This window comes from Dactylosporangium sucinum, from assembly GCF_014647515.1.
In the GTDB taxonomy this organism is placed as follows: Bacteria; Actinomycetota; Actinomycetes; order Mycobacteriales; family Micromonosporaceae; genus Dactylosporangium; species Dactylosporangium sucinum.
In genome coordinates, this window is record NZ_BMPI01000038.1 from 1 (window position 1) to 19,047 (window position 19,047).

The following is a 19,047-nucleotide window of genomic DNA, read 5'->3' on the forward strand; positions in this document are numbered from 1 at the left end:
GAGCTGGCCTTCGGTCAGCATCACACCAGGATCGACGACCGACCCGACATAACGCAACCAGCATCACGCAACACTAGCTGGATAAAGGTATTCACGCATGGCGCTTTCATCTCCGTCGTCAACACGATAATGCGGTAGCTCCAGCTCCGCCTGCCCCCTTGCCCATCGGCGGTGCATAACCCAGGTAGAGGGGCTCTGCTGCGAGACCTGGACGAGGTCGCCTACCTGCGGTTCGCGAGCGTCTACCGAGCAATCCAGTAACTAGGGAACGGTCGCGGCCCATGCGGGCCGCTGGTAGCCGATTACCGGCCAATCACTGCAATCACGAGCTGACCAGCCAACCCGGCAGGCCGGCTCGTTGTCGTCGACGCCTCGATTGGAGGAAACGATGCGCTTCCCCCTCCTTCCTTCTCCGCCGTATGGAGATAGAGCTAAAGAGCGAGGACTTACACGCTCAATCGCGGCCCTGTGGAGGCCGGTCACCGGCCTTGTGGAGGCCGGTTCAGATGCAAAACCGGCCCCGTGGAGGCCGGTTGTCCACTCCTGGGCAGTCAGCCCGTGAGCGCCAGGGTCCCCGGCCAGGCCGGCGGGATCACGCTTCATGACTGGATAGCGGCAGATCGCCTGTTTCTGAGCTACCTCGCTACCGACGTCACCAACGTACCGGTTCACCTGCGGATCATGTTCGCCGGGATGCACCGCATGAACGCAATCGGGCACGCCGAGTTCGGGGACGGAGAGCTAGCCGAAGTCGTGGGCACCAGCAGCACGGCGGGGTCGTTCCGTAAAGCGATCAGGACGCTCAAGGAGATGAAGATCCTCATGGAGGAGTCTTCGGCGCGCTGCCTGGTGTTCGCTCCCCGTCTCGTTGACCGCGGGAAGGGCTCCAGGTCTTGCCGCACCCACCGCCTCGGGGAGCACGCCGACAAACCGAAGCGTATCCGCAAGGACCGCAAGGTCCAGGGCAAGCCGATCGTGCGCCCCGATGAGTCCGGACCGGTCGAGGTCGGAGGCGTCACCTCGGAGACCGGGAGCCGCATCTTCAAGGCAGTGCCGGCCGACGCTCCAGAGCCGAGCATTCACGACTGGGTCAGGCTCCTGGACCTCGCCGCCGCACTCAAGGACTCGCCGATAGCGCGGGCCATCGAAAAGGTCGTTGCCGACATCGAGCCGTGGGCGGCGGCGGAGCGCGAAGTCAGCCGGAGGGATTGGCCGTGAAGTTCCAGACGTACCTGTTCTTGTCCCGCCGCGTGTTCGCCGTCCTGGCCGAGACTCCCGGCCTTGACGTTGCGGCCGTGGCCGAGCGCGCCGGGCTGACGAACAAGTGCACCAGGGACGTCCTGCGTGCCGCCCGGGAAGTGGGCGCGGCCACCAGCACGAAGAACGCCGCCGGGATCAATCAGTGGTTCCTGGTCGGTTTGCTGGAGGCGTCTCAGCCGTGACGTCAAGCCTGGATGCCGTGTGGGCAGAGGTCGAGGCGGCGATGGCGGACGAGCTGGCGGAGCGCGAGGCCAGATGGGCAGCAGCGACGGCGCGTCGAGATGCCGCCAACCGTCCCGGGGCTGTCGATCGTCCGACCGAACCGCCTGAAGGCTGGCCATGGGATCAGCCGGAGAACGTCACCGAGTCGCCGGGCGCTGTCCACGTCGACCAGGACGAGGGTCAGCCCGAACTACACGAGGAAGCCGGACCGTCAAGACTCTCCTCCGCCGCGTACTTGGCCATCTCCGGGGCCATCGAGCGCGTTCTCGCCGACGCTACGGAGCCGCTGACTGCGCGCCAAATCGCGGACGCACTGGGGAAGACACGTCGCGCGGTCCGTCTGGCCCTGCAAGCGATGAGGCGTCAGCGTCGGGCTGCGTCGACCACGGCGCCGGACGGCGCCAACCTATGGACGTCTCGCCGCCGACCGCGAGCCGGTCAAGCTGCCACCGCGGGCAACGTATCGCCCCGAGTTTCACCGGCACCCGCCGGGCACAGTGCTACACGGGTTGCGGCTCGTGTACTACGTCCGGCGCGTCGGGTCGATCCATCGGCGCGGCTGGAAGACCGTACTCGGGTGGTTCCAGTGCGAGATCTGCGGAAGCACGTTCGTTGCCCGGGTATGCCCGGTCGAGGACGACCGCGTTACGTGCACCGATCCCGGCTGCAATCAGATGCATCTTGCCGAGTTGGCAAAGCGCTAGCCCACCGTCCATCGTGGACGGTCTGAGACGGTCTGAGAAGCCCTAAAAGCCTCCGCCCCATAGGGGCACCGACTCGCGCCACCAGGCCCTCAGCGTGGCACTGAGGGCCGTCAAATGGGCCGTTCTGGATTCGCAATCCAAGCAGAAACACACACCACCGCCGTTGCGATACGCAACAGCGGCTCCCTTCTCCGAAAGGACACGCCAGCAATGGCCGCAAGCAAGAGCAACACGTCCACGACCGCCGTCCAGTACCGCGCCGACGACGGCGAATCGCTCTACGAGCTTCGGGCGGCCCTGGCCGCCCTGGAGCACGAGCAAATGGAACACCAGGACAAGCTCATCGAGATTGACGGAGCGGTCAACGACTCTGACGTCCTCGACCTGAACAACCCCGTGTTGCGGCGGTTCGTCAGGGAGGCGCTCGGCCCGCTGATCCTGGACAAGGTCGGGAGCTGGAGCACGCAGATTGACGGCAGCTTCGAACGGCGCAAAGCCGGGCTCAATCGCAGCCTCTCGGCAGTTCAAGGCCGTACCTTGGGGAACGCAGCGCGACACGCCGAGCTTGCCGCTCAGATCATCGGCGCAGCGATCAGCCACGAGCACCGCGGCTTGAACCTGGGTAACGTCTACGTGTCCGCGCTGGACGCTCCGGAGCCGGACCATGCCGGCCACCGGATCGGCTCGGTACTGGTGACTATCGAGAACCCGGCCCTTCCCGAGTCCACCATCCGCGCCATCCTCGTTGGCCTCTTCGAGGGACTGGGCCTCGCCGACCCCGCGGGTGATGTGACTCCCGGGTCGCGCGCAGCCATCACGTCCGGCGAAGCGTTCGCTTACAAGGTACGCATCGCCACGACCGACCCGGAAGTGGTCGCGAACGCGGAGAGGGACCACGCCCAGGAGAGCGCGGACTCGCTTTCGCGGGCTCAGTACATCGCGGACCGAGGGCAGGTGTGGTGATCGACGTAGAGAAGATCGCTCGCCGGATCATGACCGAAGACGGAGCCGGCGACGACGATCGCGGCGAGATCGCGAGGATTGCGACGCAGGCCCGTTTGGGTCGACTCGGGGAGACTTTTACGCCGCAGGAGCACATCGCGCCGGCCCGGACCGACACCGGGCCGGCGTCAGCCGCCGATCGCGCGGAGGCGCGGGAAGCGGTGCTCATGCTTCTCGGTCACGCGCCAACGCGGGGCCGGTCCAGCGGCACCGACAACGATCCAACGGGCATGCGCCGGTACCGGGTGATGCGCCAGGCGCAGGACCGGGCGGACGGGCGTCTTTGAGGGCCGCGAAGGTCCACCAGTTCCCCGGCGCGCCTGAGTCAGATGACTCGCTAGACCGTCTCGGCCATTCACGGCCGTACGCCTGCGGCGAACGCTCCAGCGGTCCCCCAGAACGGCCGTAAAACGCAAGAGAGCCGGGTTACCCTGCCTCGGGTACCCGGCTCTCTTTGCTGTTCTCTACGCCGCTCCTGGCGCCGTTCTCTTCCCCTTCGGTAGTGGGCGCAATACGCTCGCCAACACGGGCTCACCGTCCAGCCTCGTTATGCGGATCTGGTAATCGCGGCTGATCTCTCCTCGGTCCATGCGGACGATCCAGGCGCCTTCGCCCGGCCTCGTCCCGTCGCGGGCGGTCAGCGTAAATACCGCTCCAGTGGAGAGCAGGAAGTCTCGGCGCTCCATGTCGGTCTCGGCCGCGTTCCACCGGTCCGCGAACGTCTCGCCGGTGGGTTCGTCTATCCACCGGTCCGGTTCGTTGGGCAGTGCGGACAGCGCTCCCTGCCGCTCCAGCAGTGCAGCCATGCGCCGCTGGTACTCCTGGCGGTCCGGAAACAAGCCGGCTTCCGAGTCGTCGCGAAGGTCGTTGATCGCGCGGTTTACCTGTTCGAGCTCGCGGCTGTGGTCGGCGCCTTTTCGGAACACCCGTCGCGTCACCGTCTCGTTGCCGATATGGCTCACGATGATGTCCTCGATCGCCTCGGCCAACTGGTCACCGAGGATCGACGGGTTGCCGCACCGCGCCACAGTGCCGGCTTTCCCCGTCGCCGACTTGCACCGGTACCGGTCAACCCCCCGGCCATCGTTCACGCGGTAGTACGGCAGGCCGCACACCCCACAGGTCAGCAGGCCAGACAGCGGCGACACCATACGGCTCCGCCTCGGGGTGATCCGTCTGGCGTCAAGCGCGTCCTGTACCCGCTTCCATTCCGCCTCGGAGATTAGCGGTTCGGCGCGTCGAACCGGCATCCCCGCGTCATCCCGAACCTTGACGTTGCCAGCGCCGTCCACCGTTTCGCCGAGCATCGCGCGACTACGCAGCATCGCGTTAAGGTTTGCCGACGACCACTGAGAAGGCTCACGCGAGCAGTCGCACTGTCTCACCGCGTCGCTTTGTTCCCTCGCATCGGAGCAACCATTGGCGTGCCGGACGGAGCCCAACGGCCTCCCGGTGCGTTCCGCGTGCCTGTCTTCGGACGTCAGGACGCCGCGCTGGTTCAAGTCCGCAGCGACCGAGTTGGACGACTCCCCCTCAATCACCCGCGCCACGACCTCCTGAACCACGGGCAGGTACTCGGCGTCGATGACCAGGCGCCATTTTGCGTCAGCACCCCTGACGGGCATGTATCCCCATGGGGGCGTACCACCGTGCCACGTCCCGTTGCGCAGCGCGTCACGCTGCGAATCCATCGAGCGCTCTCGGATGCGCTGACGCTCGAACTCAGCGAACACGCCCAGCAGGTGCGCCATGAGCTTTCCCGTGGGCGTGCCGGTGTCGACACCATCCTCGACGGCGACGACATTCTTGCCGTGCGCGTCAGCCCACTCGATCAGCTTTACGAAGTCGATCAGCGAGCGCGACAGTCGGTCGATCTTTACGGCCGCGATGGTGTCGTACTCCCCGGCTCGCTCCTCGGTCAACCAGGGTCCGAATCCGGCACGATCGAAGACGCTCACCGTGCCGGACACGTCCGCGTCTTCGGCGTGACCGACGATGGTGTGCTCGTTAAGCTCCGACCATCGCGTCATGTGCTCACGCTGCCTACGGATCGAGGTCGACTCGTCCGTCTCCCGGCTCAACCGCTCAACGGCCAACACGCGCCGCGGTCTCTTCCTGCTCGCCACGTCGGGCATGGTAGGTCACCCTCCATAGGGGTAGCTGCGGCCGGGCTGTGCCGGTCCGCAAGGGAAGGGAAGGGAAGGGCCGGGGCATGCAGCCCCGGCCCTGTGTGTCTCAGTCGTGCGGTTCAGTTGCCAGGATTGCGAACCAGCGGAACCACGCTCCGGCCGTGGTCGTCGGTGTCGTAGTCGTCGCCGGTTTCAAAGCTGTCCAACGCTTCCCAACCGGCTGCGTCGATCTCGGCGTGCGCTGCTCGGATCTCGGCGGGGGTCGCGTCATCGGCGACGAACATCGAGCCCTCGCCGGTCTCGCGGTTCATGTCCACCTCGACGCGGGGGGTTGTCGCGCCTGCCGTGGTGTTCTCCATGCTGCTATTCCCTCTCTGGTCGGTGTTGCGTTTGCAACTGGGTCAGTTGGCTGGCGACAGGTGCCAGGCGCCGTCCCGGTAGTCGATGCTGTAGTTGTCCTCTGCCAGCGCTGGGACGACGGCACCACAGAGGTGCCAGGCGCCATCGCCATAGTCATGCTCTCCGGTGTCCTCGCTGGCGCACGTAACCACAACCTCTGCCGCGCCTGGCCCCGTGCTCGCGGCTGGGCCAGCCTGTGCGGCCGACGCGCTATTGATGTTGCCGACCCACAGGACCCCGGCGAGAAAGCCCCCGAGGAAGATTCCGGCGGCGAGAATGAGCGCAACCAGGATGTCGAGCAACACGCCACCGCGCTCCTGCCCTGCCGACCCGGCAAACCTGCGCTTACCGACGTACCGACCCTCATCCGCTCGCCGCTCAGCGACCATCGCGGCCGGAGATGCGGAGCCCCTGGCCCCATTGGGCATGCGGACCCTGCCGACAGGGCGCGCAGACTGGGCACCGATGGCCGAGGCATCCTGAACGCTAGCCCGGCCCCGGTACGGGCTGGGTTGCTGTGCTTGCTTGGGGGGTACTGTGGCGTTCACGTTGAGTCCTCCTACGACTCGGCGGGTAAACGGGTTCGGGGGGAGTGCCATCCCCCCGCTCCTGTGTTCGGGCACCGCGGTGCGGCATCCGTGGCACCCTGCCCACCAGCGGCGATGGACAGGGCACCATGGAAGCCGCACCGATCAGACAGCGGAGACCTCGACCTTTCGGCCCGCCTTCGCCGGAGCCTTGCGGGTACGGGTGGTCGCCTTCACGGCCGGGCGCAGCGCCTTGACCACCGCGTCCAGCGGGCTCCCGGCGTCCGCCTCCGCACGGTCCCGGAGAACCGTCAACTTGCCGATGACCAGGTCAAGCGACTTGCGCAGTGCTTCCACGTCGCTGTGCCGCTCCGGCATCGGGTAGTTTGCGACGTCCAACGTGCCGAGCATCGCCAGCATGTCCAGCACGCCCGGCGCCTGCGGCTTCACGATTTCCGCCTTGACCGGCTCGCCCGATCCGGGGCTGCCCGCGTTGGTCGGCTCCACCTTCGCTGAGTCAGATGACTCACCCTTCGGCTTGTTCGGCGTGACCGTCTCGCCCTTCGCCTTGCGCTGCTCACGGCTCGCGGACGACTGCGAGATACCGAGCACGGCAGCAAGCGCGCGGGAGGATGCTCCGGCTTCGGTCAGCCGCTTGACCACGGCATCCTGTTGCGACTTCATAAGCCGGAGGCGCACCCCGAGGTGAGCGTCGCACCAGGCTTCCCACGTCGGGAAGTCGAGCGGCTTCCACACCTTCCCGACGTACGCGGTCGCGATCATGTCCAACGTGGCATCGGTGAATACGCCCTTGAGCTTTCCGGTCAGCGCTTCCGCCTGCTCACGAGTGAGCGTCTGACCGGCGGTCAGAATCGCGGCAACGGTGCCGGTCGGCGTGGTGGTGGCCTTGTCGGTCATGTCGATCCCCTTCATTTACGCAGCCCGGCTGATCCGGCCCACTCCGCGACGGCACCGGGGTTGGCGATGCCGCACGGGCAGGGTCGGATCAGCTAGGCCGCGTAGCAGGCGTTCGGGTCGGCGTAGTACTCGCTGATCTCCGTCAAGATGTCGTCAACGGTCAGCCGCCAATTGGCGTCAGCCGGAGGAAAGCCACCGCGGGCAACCCATCCCCGCAACGCTTCGGCGTGCTCAATGACGATTTTCGCGCTGATGGTCGCGGTCCACTCCGGGGTGGACGGGTTAGCCCACACGCCGTGGTCGGCGATGATGTCCGCAAGGGTGGCGTTCGGGTCCATGTCGCTCTGTCTCCCTCCGGCGCCCCTGTGGCGCCATCAGGAGTAACTCTCGTTTACAGGACCTGTCCGAGGCCGAGACCGCCGAGGTGCTCGGCTGCTCGGTCGGCACCGTGAAGAGCCAGGCGTCGCGCGGCCTGGAGCGGCTGCGCGGCCTGTTGGAGGCCGGCGAGCCGCAGAGGAGGGCGCGATGAACGGGCTGGAGGAGCGGCTGCGCGACGAGATGGCCCGCTCGGTCGCCGGGGTGCGGCCGGCGCCCGACCCGCTGGGCCGGCTGCTGCGCCGACGCCGGAGCCGCGCCCGCCGGTGGGGCCTCTCGGCGCTGGGCGCCGTCCTCGTCGCCGCGGTGCTGGGCGCCCAGCCGCTCGCCGGCACCGGCGACCCCTCGCCGCAGCCCGCGCCGACGATCGCCTTGGACGAGCAGCCGTACCTCGACGAGCCGCTGACCGACTGGACCCGCCGCCTCCTCGACGCGCCGGCGCGCGGCGCCGTGGCGGCGGGGGTCGTCGACGGGCTCACCCAGGAGCTGCTCGCCGCCCGGAACGGCTGGCACGTCAAGCCCGGGCTCGACCGCGTGAAGGTGCTCTTCGTCGCCGAGGTGGCCGGCCACCGCACGTTCGGCGCCGTGTTCCACGACGGCGTGCGAGCCCAGTACGTCGCCTCGGCCGGGCCGGCCGACGCCACCCTCACGGACCTGGCGGACGGCCGGTACGGCGCGGAGTACGGCGGGCTGTCCCCGTTGGTCCTCTCCGGCAACGCGCGCGACTACACGATCGCCGTCGTGCCGCCGGGCTGCGTCGCGGAGCCCTCGGCGCGGACGGCCGTGGGCGCGGACGGCACGCTGGAGCACACGTGGGGCGCCGGCGGCGAGTTCGTCACGCTGCCCGCCGTGGCCGTGTGGTGGCGGGTGACCTGCGGCGGCACGGTCCGCGAGGTCACGTACCGGACCGTCGTACCCGGCCGGTCACCCGTGACCGACGCGCCGCCCGCCGAGCGCGGGCAGGATCTTCCCGACATCAGCGCCAAGCTTCTGCGGCAGTGGCCCGACCTGCCCGGCCTCGACGTGCGGCAGCACCGGATCCTCTGGGGCGGCACACCGCCCGGCGAGCGCCGGCCGGTCGTCGTCGCCCTGGGCGAGCTCGGCGACGGCTCGGTACAGGTCTGCGCGGTCGCCGGCACCGGCAACGCCATGCTGGTCACCGACGTGCACGGGCAGGCCCTCCAGCAGCCGCCGAAGGACTTCCCGGAAGCTCGGATGACCACGGCCGTCGCCGCCTCGGACGCGATCGTGACGGTCCGGCTGCCGGACGACGCGACGCTCGGGTACTCCGACCGCCTGCTCGTGATCGCCCCGCCCGACGCCGCACGGCTCCGCGTCAATGGCCAGACGGTGCCGCTGACCGACGGGGTCGGCGTGCTCACGGTGCCGGCCCCGGCCACGCTCACGATCGAGGCCCTCGACGCGGCGGGCCGCACACTGGCCACCCGGGCCGTGGCCGAGCCGCACGCCGACCGCTTCCTGGCCGGCCAGGCCGTCATCCGCGACTGGGACTAGCGTGGCTACCGGGCGCCGAACAGCTCGCGCACGGCCGCCGAGTCCGCGCCGGCCCGCAGGAGCTCGACCGCGTCGACCCGCCGGCCGTCGGGACCGATCAGCACACCGCGGACGGCGGGATGCTCCAGCCGCCAACCACGCCGCAGTAGGTGATCCTCGATCAACGACACCGCCGGGTCACCCGCCGCGAACTCGTGGTGGCCTCCGGCGTGCCCGCACTCGCCGGTGGCCGCTCCTGTCCGGATCGCCCGGATCGCCTCGACGTCGTCGGCCACGTCGCGGCCGAGTGCGGCGGCCACGTGGGCACGGACCAGACGGGCGTCCTTCGCTGCCCGCCGTCTCCACCGGCGGGCCGGCGCCGTCTCGTACGTCCGCCACCACAGCACCGTCGGGACGGACTGCGCGATCAATCCGCGGACGAGCCGCCGCTGCTCGCGGACCGACAGCGGCGCCACCGGTACGGCATCCGCCGACGCGACCAGGGGCAGCGACTCCCGGCCGAGCGCGGCCAGCGCGCCGGACAGCCGCGGGTGCAGGCGGGCCAGCGCCGTCGCCGTCTCCGTGTCCCACTGCGCGTCGCCGAGCCCGTGCCGAACCGCACGATCCCAGCCGTCGACCAGGTCGCTGAACTGCCACCACCACTGCCCGAGCAGTGGCGGACCGGACTCGACCCGGAACAGCAGATAACCGGCCTCCGCCACGTTGGCCAGTGCGACTGCCCGCGCCGCCGGCTCCGCGCCGCCGGCGGCAGTGATCGCCGCGCGGTCCCCCGCGTCCTGGAGCTCGGCCACGTACGGGTCGGGCTCGCGGCGCGGAGTGACCGGAGGCTCCTGCGTCGCCTCGTCCCAGACCGCGTCGGACCATTTGGCGAGGGCACGGTCGGCCCGGCGGGCGTCCGGGCGGTGCAGCAGCGCCAGTTCCTGACCGACCAGGGCCCGCAGCTCCGTCGTGGTCAGGACGCTGAGCAGGGGGAGTCCGATGATCAGATGCCGGCCGTACAGGTTTGCCTCGCGGGTGACGGCGGCGTCCGCCGTCAACCACACCCGCGTGCTCGGCGGCAGGCCGAGCGTCCGCGTCACCCCCGCGACCAAGGCGTGCAGCGCGGGCTGGCCGGCCGCCGTCACCGGTAGGGTGCCGGGCCGCGAACCGAACCCTGGGGCCGTACGCCCGGCCGGCTTGTCCGCCGCCGAGTCATGCTGTCCCGAGATCATCACGGCAGTCTTCACTGCCCGATCCCCGCCGGGCAACCGCCGACCGACCGCCTCCCGGGCAGCACCAGCCGACGCGGTCCAGAACTGCCTCGACGGCCCGATCGGGCCGGCATACGGTGGCGGGCGTGGCGGACTACATCTCCCGCGCATACCGGGACGGCGACGCGGTCGCGGTGGCGGAGCTCATCAATGCCGCGGCCGCGGCCGGGGGCGGCCCCGGCGGGCACGCGGCCTCCGACGTCGACGACGTGGTGCGGCACGAGATCGCCGACCCGGACGTCGACACGCTGCTGGTCCACTCCCCCGACGGTCGCCTGGTCGCCGCGGGTCTGGTGCCGTCCCCGCCGCCGGGCGGGACCCGGGTCGAGCTGTACGGCGGCGTGCACCCCGACCGGCGCGGCGCGGGCCTCGGGCAGCGGGTGCTGGCCTGGCAGCTCGACCGGGCCGCCGCCCGCCACGCCGACGTCGCGCCGGCCGAGCCGTGGTCGGCGCAGGTGGTCACCGGCGTGGGCGACGCACCCGCGATCCGGCTGTACGAGCGGTTCGGCTTCACGCCCGTGCGCTACTTCCTCGAGATGACGGCCCCGACCGCGCCACCGCCGCCGATTGCGCCGATCGACGGGTTGACGATCCAGCGGTACCACGGGAGTCACGAACACGACGTGCACGCGCTGCACACGACGGCGTTTCGCGACCTGTGGGGCTTCCAGGAGCGCGACTTCGCCGGATGGGCGGCCCTGACGGTGGCCTCGGCGACGTTCCGCCCCGACCTGTCGAGGCTCGCGCTGGCGGGCGGCGCGCTCGTCGGCTACGTGCTCGTCTACGAGACCGACACCCCCGGCCGCCTATACGTGGGCCAGGTCGGCACCGCCCCGGCCTCCCGCGGTCGCGGCATCGCGAGCGGCCTGCTGGCCGAGGTGCTGGACGCCGCGGGCAAGGCCGGGTACTCGCGCGCGGCCCTGGACACCGACGCCGACAACCCGACGGGCGCCGCGGGTGTCTACACGAGGGTGGGATTCGCGGTCGACCAGCACGTCGTGGTGTACCAGAGGCCGCTCTGACGGGCCGGGACGGGCGGCTATGATCCCTCGCCATGGCTGCGAAGCGACACGCCGGGCGGGCCCGGCGATTCGTGGGCGGCGCGGCGATCGCGCTGGCCCTGACCGCATGCACCGCACCGTCACCGGACCGGCCGGACGACGGGCAGGCCGGAGCGCGGCCGGCGCTGTGTGACGCGACGCAGCCGGTGGAGGTCTCGCCGTTCGAGTACAACCGCGACGCGACCCGCCGGGACAAGGCGCTCGGCGTCGGCCGCGGGTACACCGGCGGCATCGCCTCGTTCGAGGGCGTCGACGCGGCCAGGCTGGCGTGGCTGCTCGACCAGCGGTACATCGACCCGTACGAGCGGCAGAACGAGGCGCCCACGGTCTGGGAGATCTTCCAGTTCCTGTGCGGGCACCCGACGGTGCGCGCCGCCGGGTACGTCGTCACCCCCGACCGCGTCGACTACCGCACCTCGATCGAGGACATCTCCGCGTCATCGATCGACGCGACGCTGCGCCCGGACGCCGAACGCTTCTGCGCCGATGCGGAGGGGAAAACGTTCGACGGCCACCTGGAGTGCTTCTGGGACTGAACCGAACGGTGGCTGATCGGGACCCGCGATCCGCCCCACGAACGGGTCACTCTACCGGCAGTCCGGCGCCGACCCAGTCCTCGATGCCGTCGCGGTAGACGCGCACGTCGACGTACCCCAGCTCCGCCAGCCGCGCGGCGAGCGCCTCGCCCCGCCCGCACATGGCGTTGCTGGAGTAGGTGACGATGGCCGCCGCCTTGTCGGGCAGCACGTCGCCGGCCCGCTCGCCGGCGTCCTCGGCGATCAGGTTGAGCGCGCCGGGCAGGTGCCGCTGCCCGTACGGCACGGCCGGCAGGGCATCGACCACCGTCACGCCACCGGCGGCCATCGCGGTCTGGAGCTCATCACGTGCGATCGAAGCAGTCATGCCCCGATCCTGCCCGCCCGCCCCCGCGGGGACGTCCGTCGCGAGGCGGCCCCGCACCTACGCCATTCGACGTAGGCCCCCGCTAGCCCGGGCCGCGCAGGCCGTCGATCAGCACCGCGAGGGCGCGGGCCGGGTAGTCGCCCGTCTCGGCGGCCAGGCTGGCGCCGCGCAGCAGCGCGAGGACGTCGGGCAGCTCCACGTCCGCGCGGACGGCGCCGGCGGCCTGGGCCGCGCGCAGCAGTTCGTCGATGGCGGCGCGCATGGCGGCCTGCTGGCCGGTGTGGTTCGCCTTGACGTCGATGCCGGCGCCGCGCAGGGCGTCGGTCAGGGTCCGCTGGCGGGCCGCGTCGGCGACGATCCGGGTGAAGAACGTGAAGAACGCCGTCGCCGGGGTGGCCGTCGCGCGCAGCCGGGCCGCCTCATCCAGCAGCTGGTCGACGCGGGCGGTGACGATGGCCTGGTACAGCGCCTCCTTCGTGGCGAAGTGGCGGTACAGCGTGCCGACGCCCACCCCGGCCCGCCGCGCGATCTCGTCCATCCGCGCGGACAGCCCCTGCTCGTCGAGCACGGCCTCGGCCGCCTGCAGCACCTTCGCCCGGTTCCGGGCGGCGTCGGAGCGGATCACGCCGAGGCCACCGTTGACAACCGGAATCCAGGTTCCGTATCTTCAAGCGGAATCACAATTCCGATTGTACCGAGGGTGGCATGCGATACCTGACACTGGGCCGGTCGGGCCTGCGCGTCTCCCGCGCGTGCCTCGGCACCATGAACTTCGGCACCGACCCGCAGGCCCCCACGCCGGAGCCGGAGGCGCGCCGGATCGTCGACGCGTTCCTGGACGCGGGCCACAACCTCGTCGACACCGCCGACACGTATCGCGGCGGCACCAGCGAGGAGATCGTCGGCCGGGCGATCGCGCACCGCCGCTCGGAGGTCGTCCTGGCGACGAAGGGGGCGGCACCGCAGGGCCCCGGCCCGAACGACCGCGGCCTGTCCCGGGCCCACCTGACCCGCGCCCTGCACGCGAGCCTCCGCAGGCTGGGCACCGACTACATCGACCTGTACCAGTGCCACCTGCCCGACGCCGACACCCCGCCGGACGAGACCATGGCGACGCTCGACGGCTTCGTCCGCTCGGGAAAGGTGTTGTACCTCGGGTGCTCCAACTTCACCGCCGCCGCCATCGTCGAGGCCCAGTGGGCCGCGTCGCGGCTCGGCGGCACCCCGTTCGTGAGCCTCCAGGCCGGCTACTCGCTCATCGCGCGGGCGATCGAGCCCGAGATCATGCCCACCTGCCGGCGCCTGGGCCTGGGCGTCCTCGCCTACAGCCCGCTGGGCGGCGGCCTGCTCGCCGGCCGGTACCGCCGGGGCGCCGCCCCACCGCCCGGCACCCGGCTGGCCGAGTGGTGGGCGATGCCGAGCCCGCTGGCGCGGTCCTATGTGGAGGGTATCCTCGCCGCCCCGCACTTCGACATCGCCGACGAGGTCGAAGCCGTGGCCGCCGAACTGGGCACGGAGCCGGCGACCGTCGCCCTCGCCTGGCTGGGCGCCCGCCCCGACGTCACGTCGGTGGTCCTCGGCCCGCGCACGGCCGACCAGCTGACGGCGAACCTGGCGGCCCTGACCTACGAGCTGCCCCCGTCGACCACGGCCCGCCTGGACGAGGCAAGCCGGTCGACACTGACCCACGGGTCGCCGCCGCCCGCGGCGAGGTGGGCCTCGTAGGTCTTCACCTTGGCGTCGACGAGGGCGAGGCAGTCCCGCAGCTGGTCGAGCCGGGCGACGACCTCGTGGCGGTGGGCGCGCAGCAGCTCCAGGCGCTCGGCCTCGTTGCCGCTGCCGGCGCGGACGAGCCGGGCCAGATGGGCGATCGTGGCCAGGGGCATGCCGGAGGCCCGGAACTTGACGCAGTTGGCCAGCCACTCGACGTCCCAAGCGGTGTACACCCGCCGCCCCGAGCCGTCGCGCCGCACCTCACCGGCCAGCAGCCCGTCGCGCTCGTACATCCGCAGCGTGTGCACGCTCAGCCCGGTCCGCTCGGCCACCTGCCCGATGCTCAGCCGCTCGTCCCCCATGGCGTCACCGTAGCCTTGACCTAGACCGAGGTCTAGGTCCTAGCGTCCCGGCACATGAGCAGCGACACCACCCTGCGCACGGCCGACGACGTCCTCGCCGGCATCGACCTCAGCGGCAAGACGGCCGTCGTCACCGGCGGCTCCTCCGGCATCGGCCTCGCCACCACCCGCGCGCTCGCGAGAGCCGGCGCCCGCGTCATCGTCCCGGCCCGCCGCCCGGACGCCGCGAGAGCGGCCCTGGAGAGCGACCCCGGTGGCACGGCCGGCGTCGAGGTCCAGGCGCTCGACCTGGCCGACCTCGACTCGATCTGGACCTTCGCGGAGGCGTTCCTGCGCCGGCACCCGGCGGTGCACCTCCTGATCGCCAACGCCGGCGTCATGGCCTGCCCGGAGACGCGGGTCGGCCGGGGCTGGGAGGCGCAGTTCGCCACCAACCACCTCGGCCACTACGCGCTGACGCACCTGCTGTGGCCGGCCCTCACCGCCGCCGGCGGGGCCCGGGTCGTCGCCGTCGCCTCGGGCCGCAACCCGGACTGGTCGATCCGCTGGGACGACGTGCACTTCGCGGAGGGCTACGACAAGTGGGCGGCCTACGCGCAGTCGAAGACCGCCAACATCCTCTTCGCCCGCCGCCTGGACCGCCTCGGCCGGAGCCACGGCGTCCGCGCGTGCTCGGTGAACCCGGGCTGGATCCGCACCCCGCTGCAACGCCACCTGACGCTGGCGGAGATGGTCTCGGCGGGCTGGGTCGACGCCGACGGCGAGTCGCTGCCCGGCCTGTTCCGCACCCCGGGGCAGGGCGCGGCGACCCAGGTCTGGGCGGCCACGGCGCGCGAGCTGGACGCCGACGGCGGCGGGTACTACGCCGACTGCCGCCTCGTCGAGAGCCCCGCCACCGACGACGCCGACGCGGCCCGCCTGTGGGCGCTGTCCGCCCGGCTCACCGGCCTGGACCGGATCGGCTGAAAACTCCGACAGGGGGCTGTCGCGGGTGACGACGACGGTGGGGACGTACACGGTTCTCCCTTCGTCACGAGAGGTGGCACATGACGGCATTCAACGGCATCGGCTGGTTCGAGGTCGGCACCGACGACTCGGCAGCCGCGGAGCGGTTCTACGGCGACGTGTTCGGCTGGACCGTCGCCGGCGACCCGAGCCGGAGCACGGACCCGGCCTACCGGTTCTTCGCGACAGGAGATCCGGAGGGCCTGCGGGGCGGCCTGTTCGCGACCGCGGGCCGCGGGCCCAACTACGCGATCTTCGCCGTCCGCGTCGCCGACGTCGAGGACACCTGCCGCCGGATCGAGGCAGCCGGGGGCAAGGTCGAGCGCCCGGCCCGGACGAACGCGGGCGGCGTCACGTTCGCCCACGTGCTCGACCCGGCGGGCAACCTCTTCGGCGTCTTCGCGGTCAACCGATCCTGAGCCCGGCGCCTTGACCGGCGCCGCCGATCGAGGCGCGACCGCCCCGTGCGGCTCACGCGCCGGTCAGTCGAGGCTGAGCCGGTGCACCAGGCCCTGCGGGATGTCGAGGTCGGCGCTGCGCAGCGCGCGCGGTGCCGGCACCTCGGCGGTGACGGCCACGGAGCTGATCCGGTCGACGCGGAAGGCGCGTAAGGCATCGTTCCGCACACGACGTCAGAATTCCTGCATGGAGTTCTTCTGTTACCACCGGGACCGGCCCGGCTCGCTGGAGCTGCGCGGCGAGCTGCTGGAGGCGCACTGGTCGTACATGGACCGGTTCGCCGACGGGATGATCGCCCGCGGCCCCACGCTCGGCGACGACGGCGAGACGCCGACGGGCAGCGTCCACGTCGTCGACCTGCCCGACGCCGCCGCGGCCCGGGCGTTCGCCTTCGACGAGCCGGGCTACCAGGCCGGCGTATACCGCGACGTGCTGCTCCGCCGGTGGCGCAACGCGCTGGGCCGCACGATGTGGGAGTTCCCGGGCGGTCCCGGTGGCGGGTTCCTGGTGCTCGGCCTCGGCGCCGGCCCGGCCGTCGACCCGGAGGTCCCAGCGCGGGACGACCTGATCGCCTACGGCCCGCTGCTCTCCGACGACGGCTCGGCCTGGCTGGGCACGGCCGCTCTGGTGCGGGCGGAGGACGCGGCCGCGGCCCGGGCGGTGCTGACGGCGGAGCGCTACGCCACCGTCGAGGTGCACGCGTGGACGTTCGGCGGCCGCCGGTAACGAAGAACACAAACAGCGCAAACCGGTGACGGCTGCGCTACCATGACGGATTCGGAGGCCCGAATCAGCGCATGCTGAAGTCAGCCCCTCCAGTTGACAGGATACCAACGGGAGGCATTTTGTCAAGTCTGTCAAGGCTCGCCGCCGCGGAACTCGCCGCGGAGCAGGGCACGGTGACGATGCTGTACGGCCGGCTCGACCGGCTGCGGGAGCAGGCGGCGCAGCGGCTGGCGGGGCTGCTACGCGAGTCCGGCGGCACGCCGCAGGCGCGGTCCCACCGGGACGCGGCGACGGCCCTGTACGCCGAACGGGTGGCCCGCTACGACGCCGTCGAGCCGGGGCTGTGCTTCGGCCGGCTGGACCTGCGCGACGGCGGCCACCGGCACATCGGGCGGATCGGCATCTTCGACGACGAGGGCGACTTCGAGCCGCTGCTCGTGGACTGGCGGGCGCCGGCGGCCCGGCCGTTCTACGTGGCGACGGCGGCGCACCCCGACGGCGTGGCGCAGCGCCGCCACATCCGCACCCGCGGGCGCACCGTCATCGGCCTCGACGACGAGGTGCTGGACCTGGCGGCGGCAGACGCGACGTCGTTGACCGGTGAGGCGGCGCTGCTCGCGGCGCTCACCGCCAAGCGGACCGGCCGGATGCAGGACATCGTCGAGACGATCCAGGCCGAACAGGACCGGGTCATCCGGGCCGAGCTCGGCGGGGTGCTGGTCGTGCAGGGCGGGCCGGGCACCGGCAAGACCGCCGTGGCACTGCACCGGGCGGCCTACCTGCTCTACACGTACCGCGAGCAGCTCAGCGCCCGCGGCGTGCTGATCGTCGGGCCGAACGCGGCATTCCTGCGGTACATCTCGCAGGTGCTGCCGTCGCTCGCGGAGACCGGCGTGCTGCTGGCGACGCTGGGCGACCTGTACCCGGGGATCACCGCGCGGCGCGCCGAGCCGGCCGCGGCGGCCGAGGTCAAGGGGCGGACATTGATGACTGACGTGATCGCCGCCGCCGTGCGGGACCGGCAGCGGGTGCCCGAGGACGCGATCCGCATCGACGTGGATCCGGAGGTACTCCTGCTGCGTCCAGATGCCGTGGAAGCGGCGCGGAACCGGGCGCGGCGCTCGGGGCGGCTGCACAATCTCGCACGGGCGGTCTTCGTCGACGGAGTGCTCGACTCGCTGGCGGAGCAGGTGGCCGAGCGCGTGGGGCAGGACCCGTTCTGGGACGACCCGCTCGGCGGGGACGACGCGCTCGCCAGCCCGAACCTGCTTGACGCGGCCGACCTGGCCGACATCCGCGCCGACCTGGCGGCCGAGCCGGCCGTGCGCGCGGTGTTCGACGAGCTGTGGCCGGCGCTGACGCCGGAGGCGCTGCTCGCCGACCTGTTCGCGTCGGCCGACGCCCTCGCCTCGGCGGCGCCGCAATTGAGCGCCGTGGATCGCGAGCTGCTGCTGCGGGATCCGGCGGGCGGCTGGGCGCCGGCCGACGTGCCGCTGCTCGACGAGGCCGCCGAGCTGCTCGGCGAGGACGACAGCGCGGCCCGGGCGCGGGCGGCGGCGCTGCACCAGGCGAGCCTGGAGTACGCGCAGGGCGTGCTGGACATCACGGCGGGATCGATGTCCTTTGACCTCGAGGATGATCCGGAGGCAGCGGTACCGAATGTGGCCAACGTGATGGACGCCGATGCCCTGGCGGCCCGGCACGACACCGGCGAGCGGCTCGGCGCGGCGGCGCGGGCGGCGGCCGACCGGCGCTGGGCGTTCGGCCACGTCATCGTCGACGAGGCGCAGGAGCTGTCACCGATGGCGTGGCGGCTGCTGATGCGCCGCTGCCCGAGCCGGTCGATGACGGTCGTCGGCGACCTCGCGCAGACCGCCGCGCTGTCGGGGCCGGCGTCCTGGGGCGACATCTTCGCGCCGTTCGTCGCCGACCGGTGGCGCGCGGCCGAGCTCACCGTCAGCTACCGCACGCCGGCCGAGATCATGGACGTGGCGGCGCGGGTCCTGGCCGGCATCGACCCGTCGATCGTGCCGCCGCGACCGGTGCGGCACAGCGGCGTCGAGCCGTGGGACACGACCGGCCGGCTGGACCGCCTTCCCGGACTCGTCGCCGAGCTCGTCTCCGAGCTCGACGGCGGGACGTTCGCGGTGCTCGCCCCGGCCGGCCTCGTCCCGGCGTTGTCGTCGGCGCTGCCCGGCGCGGCCGTCGGCGAGCAGCCCGACCTGGAGCGCCAGGTGGTGCTGCTCACGGTCGCCCAGGCGAAGGGCCTGGAGTTCGACGGCGTGGTCGTGGTCGACCCGGACGGCATCGTCGGCGAGTCGCCGCGGGGCGCGAGCGACCTGTACGTGGCCCTGACCCGGCCCACGCAGCGGCTCGGCGTGTTCCGCCCGGCGTGAAGGCACCCCGGGTTCCGGATCAACGCCCTGATCGGTTGGCGTGAGCCCCTCGTGCCCGAGGGGGTCACGCCGACCAGAACACCGCCGAAGGCAGGGGCCTGAGCGGCACCGGCGGGCGGGT

Annotated in this window: 22 protein-coding genes and 1 pseudogene; 13 read left to right on the forward strand and 10 right to left on the reverse strand. The window is 71.6% G+C overall.

Annotation, left to right across the window (positions count from 1 at the left end):
• The first annotated feature begins 558 nt into the window (after positions 1-558).
• The 4 genes from IEZ31_RS32965 to IEZ31_RS32980 all read left to right on the forward strand — a co-directional run bounded on the left by IEZ31_RS32965 (position 559) and on the right by IEZ31_RS32980 (position 3,475).
• On the forward strand, positions 559-1,218 hold the full coding sequence (locus IEZ31_RS32965; protein ID WP_190253956.1) for a hypothetical protein: 660 nt from the start codon (positions 559-561) through the stop codon (positions 1,216-1,218).
• Positions 1,215-1,442 (forward strand): hypothetical protein, encoded by a 228-nt coding sequence (locus IEZ31_RS32970; RefSeq protein ID WP_190253957.1) that lies wholly within the window; start codon positions 1,215-1,217, stop codon positions 1,440-1,442. Before IEZ31_RS32965 ends, IEZ31_RS32970 begins: the two co-directional genes overlap by 4 nt.
• Positions 1,443-2,396: 954 nt before the next feature.
• Positions 2,397-3,149 (forward strand): hypothetical protein, encoded by a 753-nt coding sequence (locus IEZ31_RS32975; protein WP_190253958.1) that lies wholly within the window; start codon positions 2,397-2,399, stop codon positions 3,147-3,149.
• The gene (locus IEZ31_RS32980) at positions 3,143-3,475 is read left to right on the forward strand and encodes a hypothetical protein (RefSeq protein ID WP_190253959.1); all 333 of its coding nucleotides are present in this window, start codon (positions 3,143-3,145) and stop codon (positions 3,473-3,475) included. The genes IEZ31_RS32975 and IEZ31_RS32980 overlap by 7 nt, the downstream gene beginning before the upstream one ends.
• A gap of 177 nt (positions 3,476-3,652) precedes the next feature.
• Here the strand turns inward: IEZ31_RS32980 and IEZ31_RS32985 are convergent, their stop codons facing one another.
• The 5 genes from IEZ31_RS32985 to IEZ31_RS33005 all read right to left on the reverse strand — a co-directional run bounded on the left by IEZ31_RS32985 (position 3,653) and on the right by IEZ31_RS33005 (position 7,499).
• Positions 3,653-5,323, reverse strand: a complete 1,671-nt coding sequence (locus IEZ31_RS32985) for a recombinase family protein (protein WP_190253960.1) — start codon at positions 5,321-5,323, stop codon at positions 3,653-3,655.
• A 113-nt stretch (positions 5,324-5,436) separates the two neighbouring features.
• Entirely contained in the window at positions 5,437-5,676 is a 240-nt protein-coding gene (locus IEZ31_RS32990) for a hypothetical protein (RefSeq protein WP_190253961.1), read from the reverse strand.
• Positions 5,677-5,718: 42 nt separating this feature from the next.
• Positions 5,719-6,021: a hypothetical protein gene (locus IEZ31_RS32995; RefSeq protein ID WP_190253962.1), complete on the reverse strand. Its 303-nt coding sequence runs from the start codon at positions 6,019-6,021 to the stop codon at positions 5,719-5,721.
• Positions 6,022-6,408: 387 nt separating this feature from the next.
• Positions 6,409-7,161 (reverse strand): hypothetical protein, encoded by a 753-nt coding sequence (locus IEZ31_RS33000; RefSeq protein ID WP_190253963.1) that lies wholly within the window; start codon positions 7,159-7,161, stop codon positions 6,409-6,411.
• Positions 7,162-7,253: 92 nt separating this feature from the next.
• Entirely contained in the window at positions 7,254-7,499 is a 246-nt protein-coding gene (locus IEZ31_RS33005; protein WP_190253964.1) for a hypothetical protein, read from the reverse strand.
• Between the two features lie 56 nt (positions 7,500-7,555).
• Here IEZ31_RS33005 and IEZ31_RS33010 point away from each other — a divergent pair.
• Both IEZ31_RS33010 and IEZ31_RS33015 read left to right on the forward strand, forming a co-directional pair.
• Positions 7,556-7,690 (forward strand): annotated as a pseudogene (locus IEZ31_RS33010) (sigma factor-like helix-turn-helix DNA-binding protein); the annotation flags it as partial.
• On the forward strand, positions 7,687-9,051 hold the full coding sequence (locus IEZ31_RS33015) for a hypothetical protein (RefSeq protein WP_190253965.1): 1,365 nt from the start codon (positions 7,687-7,689) through the stop codon (positions 9,049-9,051). The pseudogene IEZ31_RS33010 and the gene IEZ31_RS33015, both read left to right, overlap by 4 nt.
• A gap of 5 nt (positions 9,052-9,056) precedes the next feature.
• Here IEZ31_RS33015 and IEZ31_RS33020 read toward each other — a convergent pair whose 3' ends face one another.
• Entirely contained in the window at positions 9,057-10,277 is a 1,221-nt protein-coding gene (locus IEZ31_RS33020; RefSeq protein WP_190253966.1) for a M48 family metalloprotease, read from the reverse strand.
• Between the two features lie 110 nt (positions 10,278-10,387).
• On the opposite strand from IEZ31_RS33020, the gene IEZ31_RS33025 reads away from it, so the two are divergent.
• Both IEZ31_RS33025 and IEZ31_RS33030 read left to right on the forward strand, forming a co-directional pair.
• Complete coding sequence (locus IEZ31_RS33025; RefSeq protein ID WP_190253967.1) at positions 10,388-11,323, forward strand: GNAT family N-acetyltransferase; 936 nt, start codon at positions 10,388-10,390, stop codon at positions 11,321-11,323.
• A 32-nt stretch (positions 11,324-11,355) separates the two neighbouring features.
• Positions 11,356-11,898 carry a hypothetical protein gene (locus tag IEZ31_RS33030; RefSeq protein ID WP_190253968.1) on the forward strand — a complete coding sequence of 181 codons (543 nt, stop codon included), beginning with the start codon at positions 11,356-11,358 and terminating at the stop codon, positions 11,896-11,898.
• A gap of 46 nt (positions 11,899-11,944) precedes the next feature.
• Here the strand turns inward: IEZ31_RS33030 and IEZ31_RS33035 are convergent, their stop codons facing one another.
• A complete protein-coding gene (locus IEZ31_RS33035; protein ID WP_190253969.1) occupies positions 11,945-12,265 on the reverse strand; it encodes a rhodanese-like domain-containing protein in 321 nt (106 codons plus the stop codon).
• An 82-nt stretch (positions 12,266-12,347) separates the two neighbouring features.
• On the reverse strand, positions 12,348-12,890 hold the full coding sequence (locus IEZ31_RS33040) for a TetR/AcrR family transcriptional regulator (RefSeq protein ID WP_229836052.1): 543 nt from the start codon (positions 12,888-12,890) through the stop codon (positions 12,348-12,350).
• A gap of 80 nt (positions 12,891-12,970) precedes the next feature.
• Here IEZ31_RS33040 and IEZ31_RS33045 point away from each other — a divergent pair, with 80 nt between their 5' ends.
• A complete protein-coding gene (locus tag IEZ31_RS33045; protein ID WP_190253970.1) occupies positions 12,971-13,990 on the forward strand; it encodes an aldo/keto reductase in 1,020 nt (339 codons plus the stop codon).
• On the opposite strand, the gene IEZ31_RS33050 is transcribed toward IEZ31_RS33045, so the two are convergent.
• The gene (locus IEZ31_RS33050; RefSeq protein WP_190253971.1) at positions 13,891-14,340 is read right to left on the reverse strand and encodes a MerR family transcriptional regulator; all 450 of its coding nucleotides are present in this window, start codon (positions 14,338-14,340) and stop codon (positions 13,891-13,893) included. The two genes, IEZ31_RS33045 and IEZ31_RS33050, sit on opposite strands and share 100 nt — an antisense overlap.
• Positions 14,341-14,394: 54 nt before the next feature.
• Here IEZ31_RS33050 and IEZ31_RS33055 point away from each other — a divergent pair, with 54 nt between their 5' ends.
• Both IEZ31_RS33055 and IEZ31_RS33060 read left to right on the forward strand, forming a co-directional pair.
• Positions 14,395-15,306, forward strand: a complete 912-nt coding sequence (locus IEZ31_RS33055; RefSeq protein WP_190253972.1) for an SDR family NAD(P)-dependent oxidoreductase — start codon at positions 14,395-14,397, stop codon at positions 15,304-15,306.
• Positions 15,307-15,386: 80 nt separating this feature from the next.
• Positions 15,387-15,764 carry a VOC family protein gene (locus IEZ31_RS33060; protein ID WP_190253973.1) on the forward strand — a complete coding sequence of 126 codons (378 nt, stop codon included), beginning with the start codon at positions 15,387-15,389 and terminating at the stop codon, positions 15,762-15,764.
• A gap of 63 nt (positions 15,765-15,827) precedes the next feature.
• Here the strand turns inward: IEZ31_RS33060 and IEZ31_RS33065 are convergent, their stop codons facing one another.
• Positions 15,828-15,971, reverse strand: a complete 144-nt coding sequence (locus IEZ31_RS33065; protein WP_190253974.1) for a hypothetical protein — start codon at positions 15,969-15,971, stop codon at positions 15,828-15,830.
• 19 nt (positions 15,972-15,990) lie between these two features.
• Between IEZ31_RS33065 and IEZ31_RS33070 the strand changes: the two genes are divergently transcribed.
• Both IEZ31_RS33070 and IEZ31_RS33075 read left to right on the forward strand, forming a co-directional pair.
• Positions 15,991-16,530, forward strand: coding sequence for a YciI family protein (locus IEZ31_RS33070; RefSeq protein ID WP_190253975.1), 540 nt, complete (start codon positions 15,991-15,993; stop codon positions 16,528-16,530).
• Positions 16,531-16,601: 71 nt separating this feature from the next.
• Entirely contained in the window at positions 16,602-18,926 is a 2,325-nt protein-coding gene (locus tag IEZ31_RS33075; RefSeq protein ID WP_190253976.1) for an ATP-binding domain-containing protein, read from the forward strand.
• Positions 18,927-19,047: the final 121 nt, after the last annotated feature.

Excerpts from the sequence above, each read along its gene's own strand:
- IEZ31_RS32985 (WP_190253960.1), bottom strand. The coding sequence starts at position 5,323 with ATGCCCGACGTGGCGAGCAGGAAGAGACCGCGGCGCGTGTTGGCCGTT.
- IEZ31_RS33005 (WP_190253964.1), bottom strand. The coding sequence starts at position 7,499 with ATGGACCCGAACGCCACCCTTGCGGACATCATCGCCGACCACGGCGTG.
- IEZ31_RS33035 (WP_190253969.1), bottom strand. The coding sequence starts at position 12,265 with ATGACTGCTTCGATCGCACGTGATGAGCTCCAGACCGCGATGGCCGCC.
- IEZ31_RS33045 (WP_190253970.1), top strand. The coding sequence starts at position 12,971 with ATGCGATACCTGACACTGGGCCGGTCGGGCCTGCGCGTCTCCCGCGCG.
- IEZ31_RS33015 (WP_190253965.1), top strand. The coding sequence starts at position 7,687 with ATGAACGGGCTGGAGGAGCGGCTGCGCGACGAGATGGCCCGCTCGGTC.
- IEZ31_RS32990 (WP_190253961.1), bottom strand. The coding sequence starts at position 5,676 with ATGGAGAACACCACGGCAGGCGCGACAACCCCCCGCGTCGAGGTGGAC.
- IEZ31_RS32975 (WP_190253958.1), top strand. The coding sequence starts at position 2,397 with ATGGCCGCAAGCAAGAGCAACACGTCCACGACCGCCGTCCAGTACCGC.
- IEZ31_RS33075 (WP_190253976.1), top strand. The coding sequence starts at position 16,602 with ATGCTGAAGTCAGCCCCTCCAGTTGACAGGATACCAACGGGAGGCATT.
- IEZ31_RS33070 (WP_190253975.1), top strand. The coding sequence starts at position 15,991 with ATGGAGTTCTTCTGTTACCACCGGGACCGGCCCGGCTCGCTGGAGCTG.
- IEZ31_RS33050 (WP_190253971.1), bottom strand. The coding sequence starts at position 14,340 with ATGGGGGACGAGCGGCTGAGCATCGGGCAGGTGGCCGAGCGGACCGGG.
- IEZ31_RS33060 (WP_190253973.1), top strand. The coding sequence starts at position 15,387 with ATGACGGCATTCAACGGCATCGGCTGGTTCGAGGTCGGCACCGACGAC.
- IEZ31_RS33055 (WP_190253972.1), top strand. The coding sequence starts at position 14,395 with ATGAGCAGCGACACCACCCTGCGCACGGCCGACGACGTCCTCGCCGGC.
- IEZ31_RS33000 (WP_190253963.1), bottom strand. The coding sequence starts at position 7,161 with ATGACCGACAAGGCCACCACCACGCCGACCGGCACCGTTGCCGCGATT.
- IEZ31_RS33030 (WP_190253968.1), top strand. The coding sequence starts at position 11,356 with ATGGCTGCGAAGCGACACGCCGGGCGGGCCCGGCGATTCGTGGGCGGC.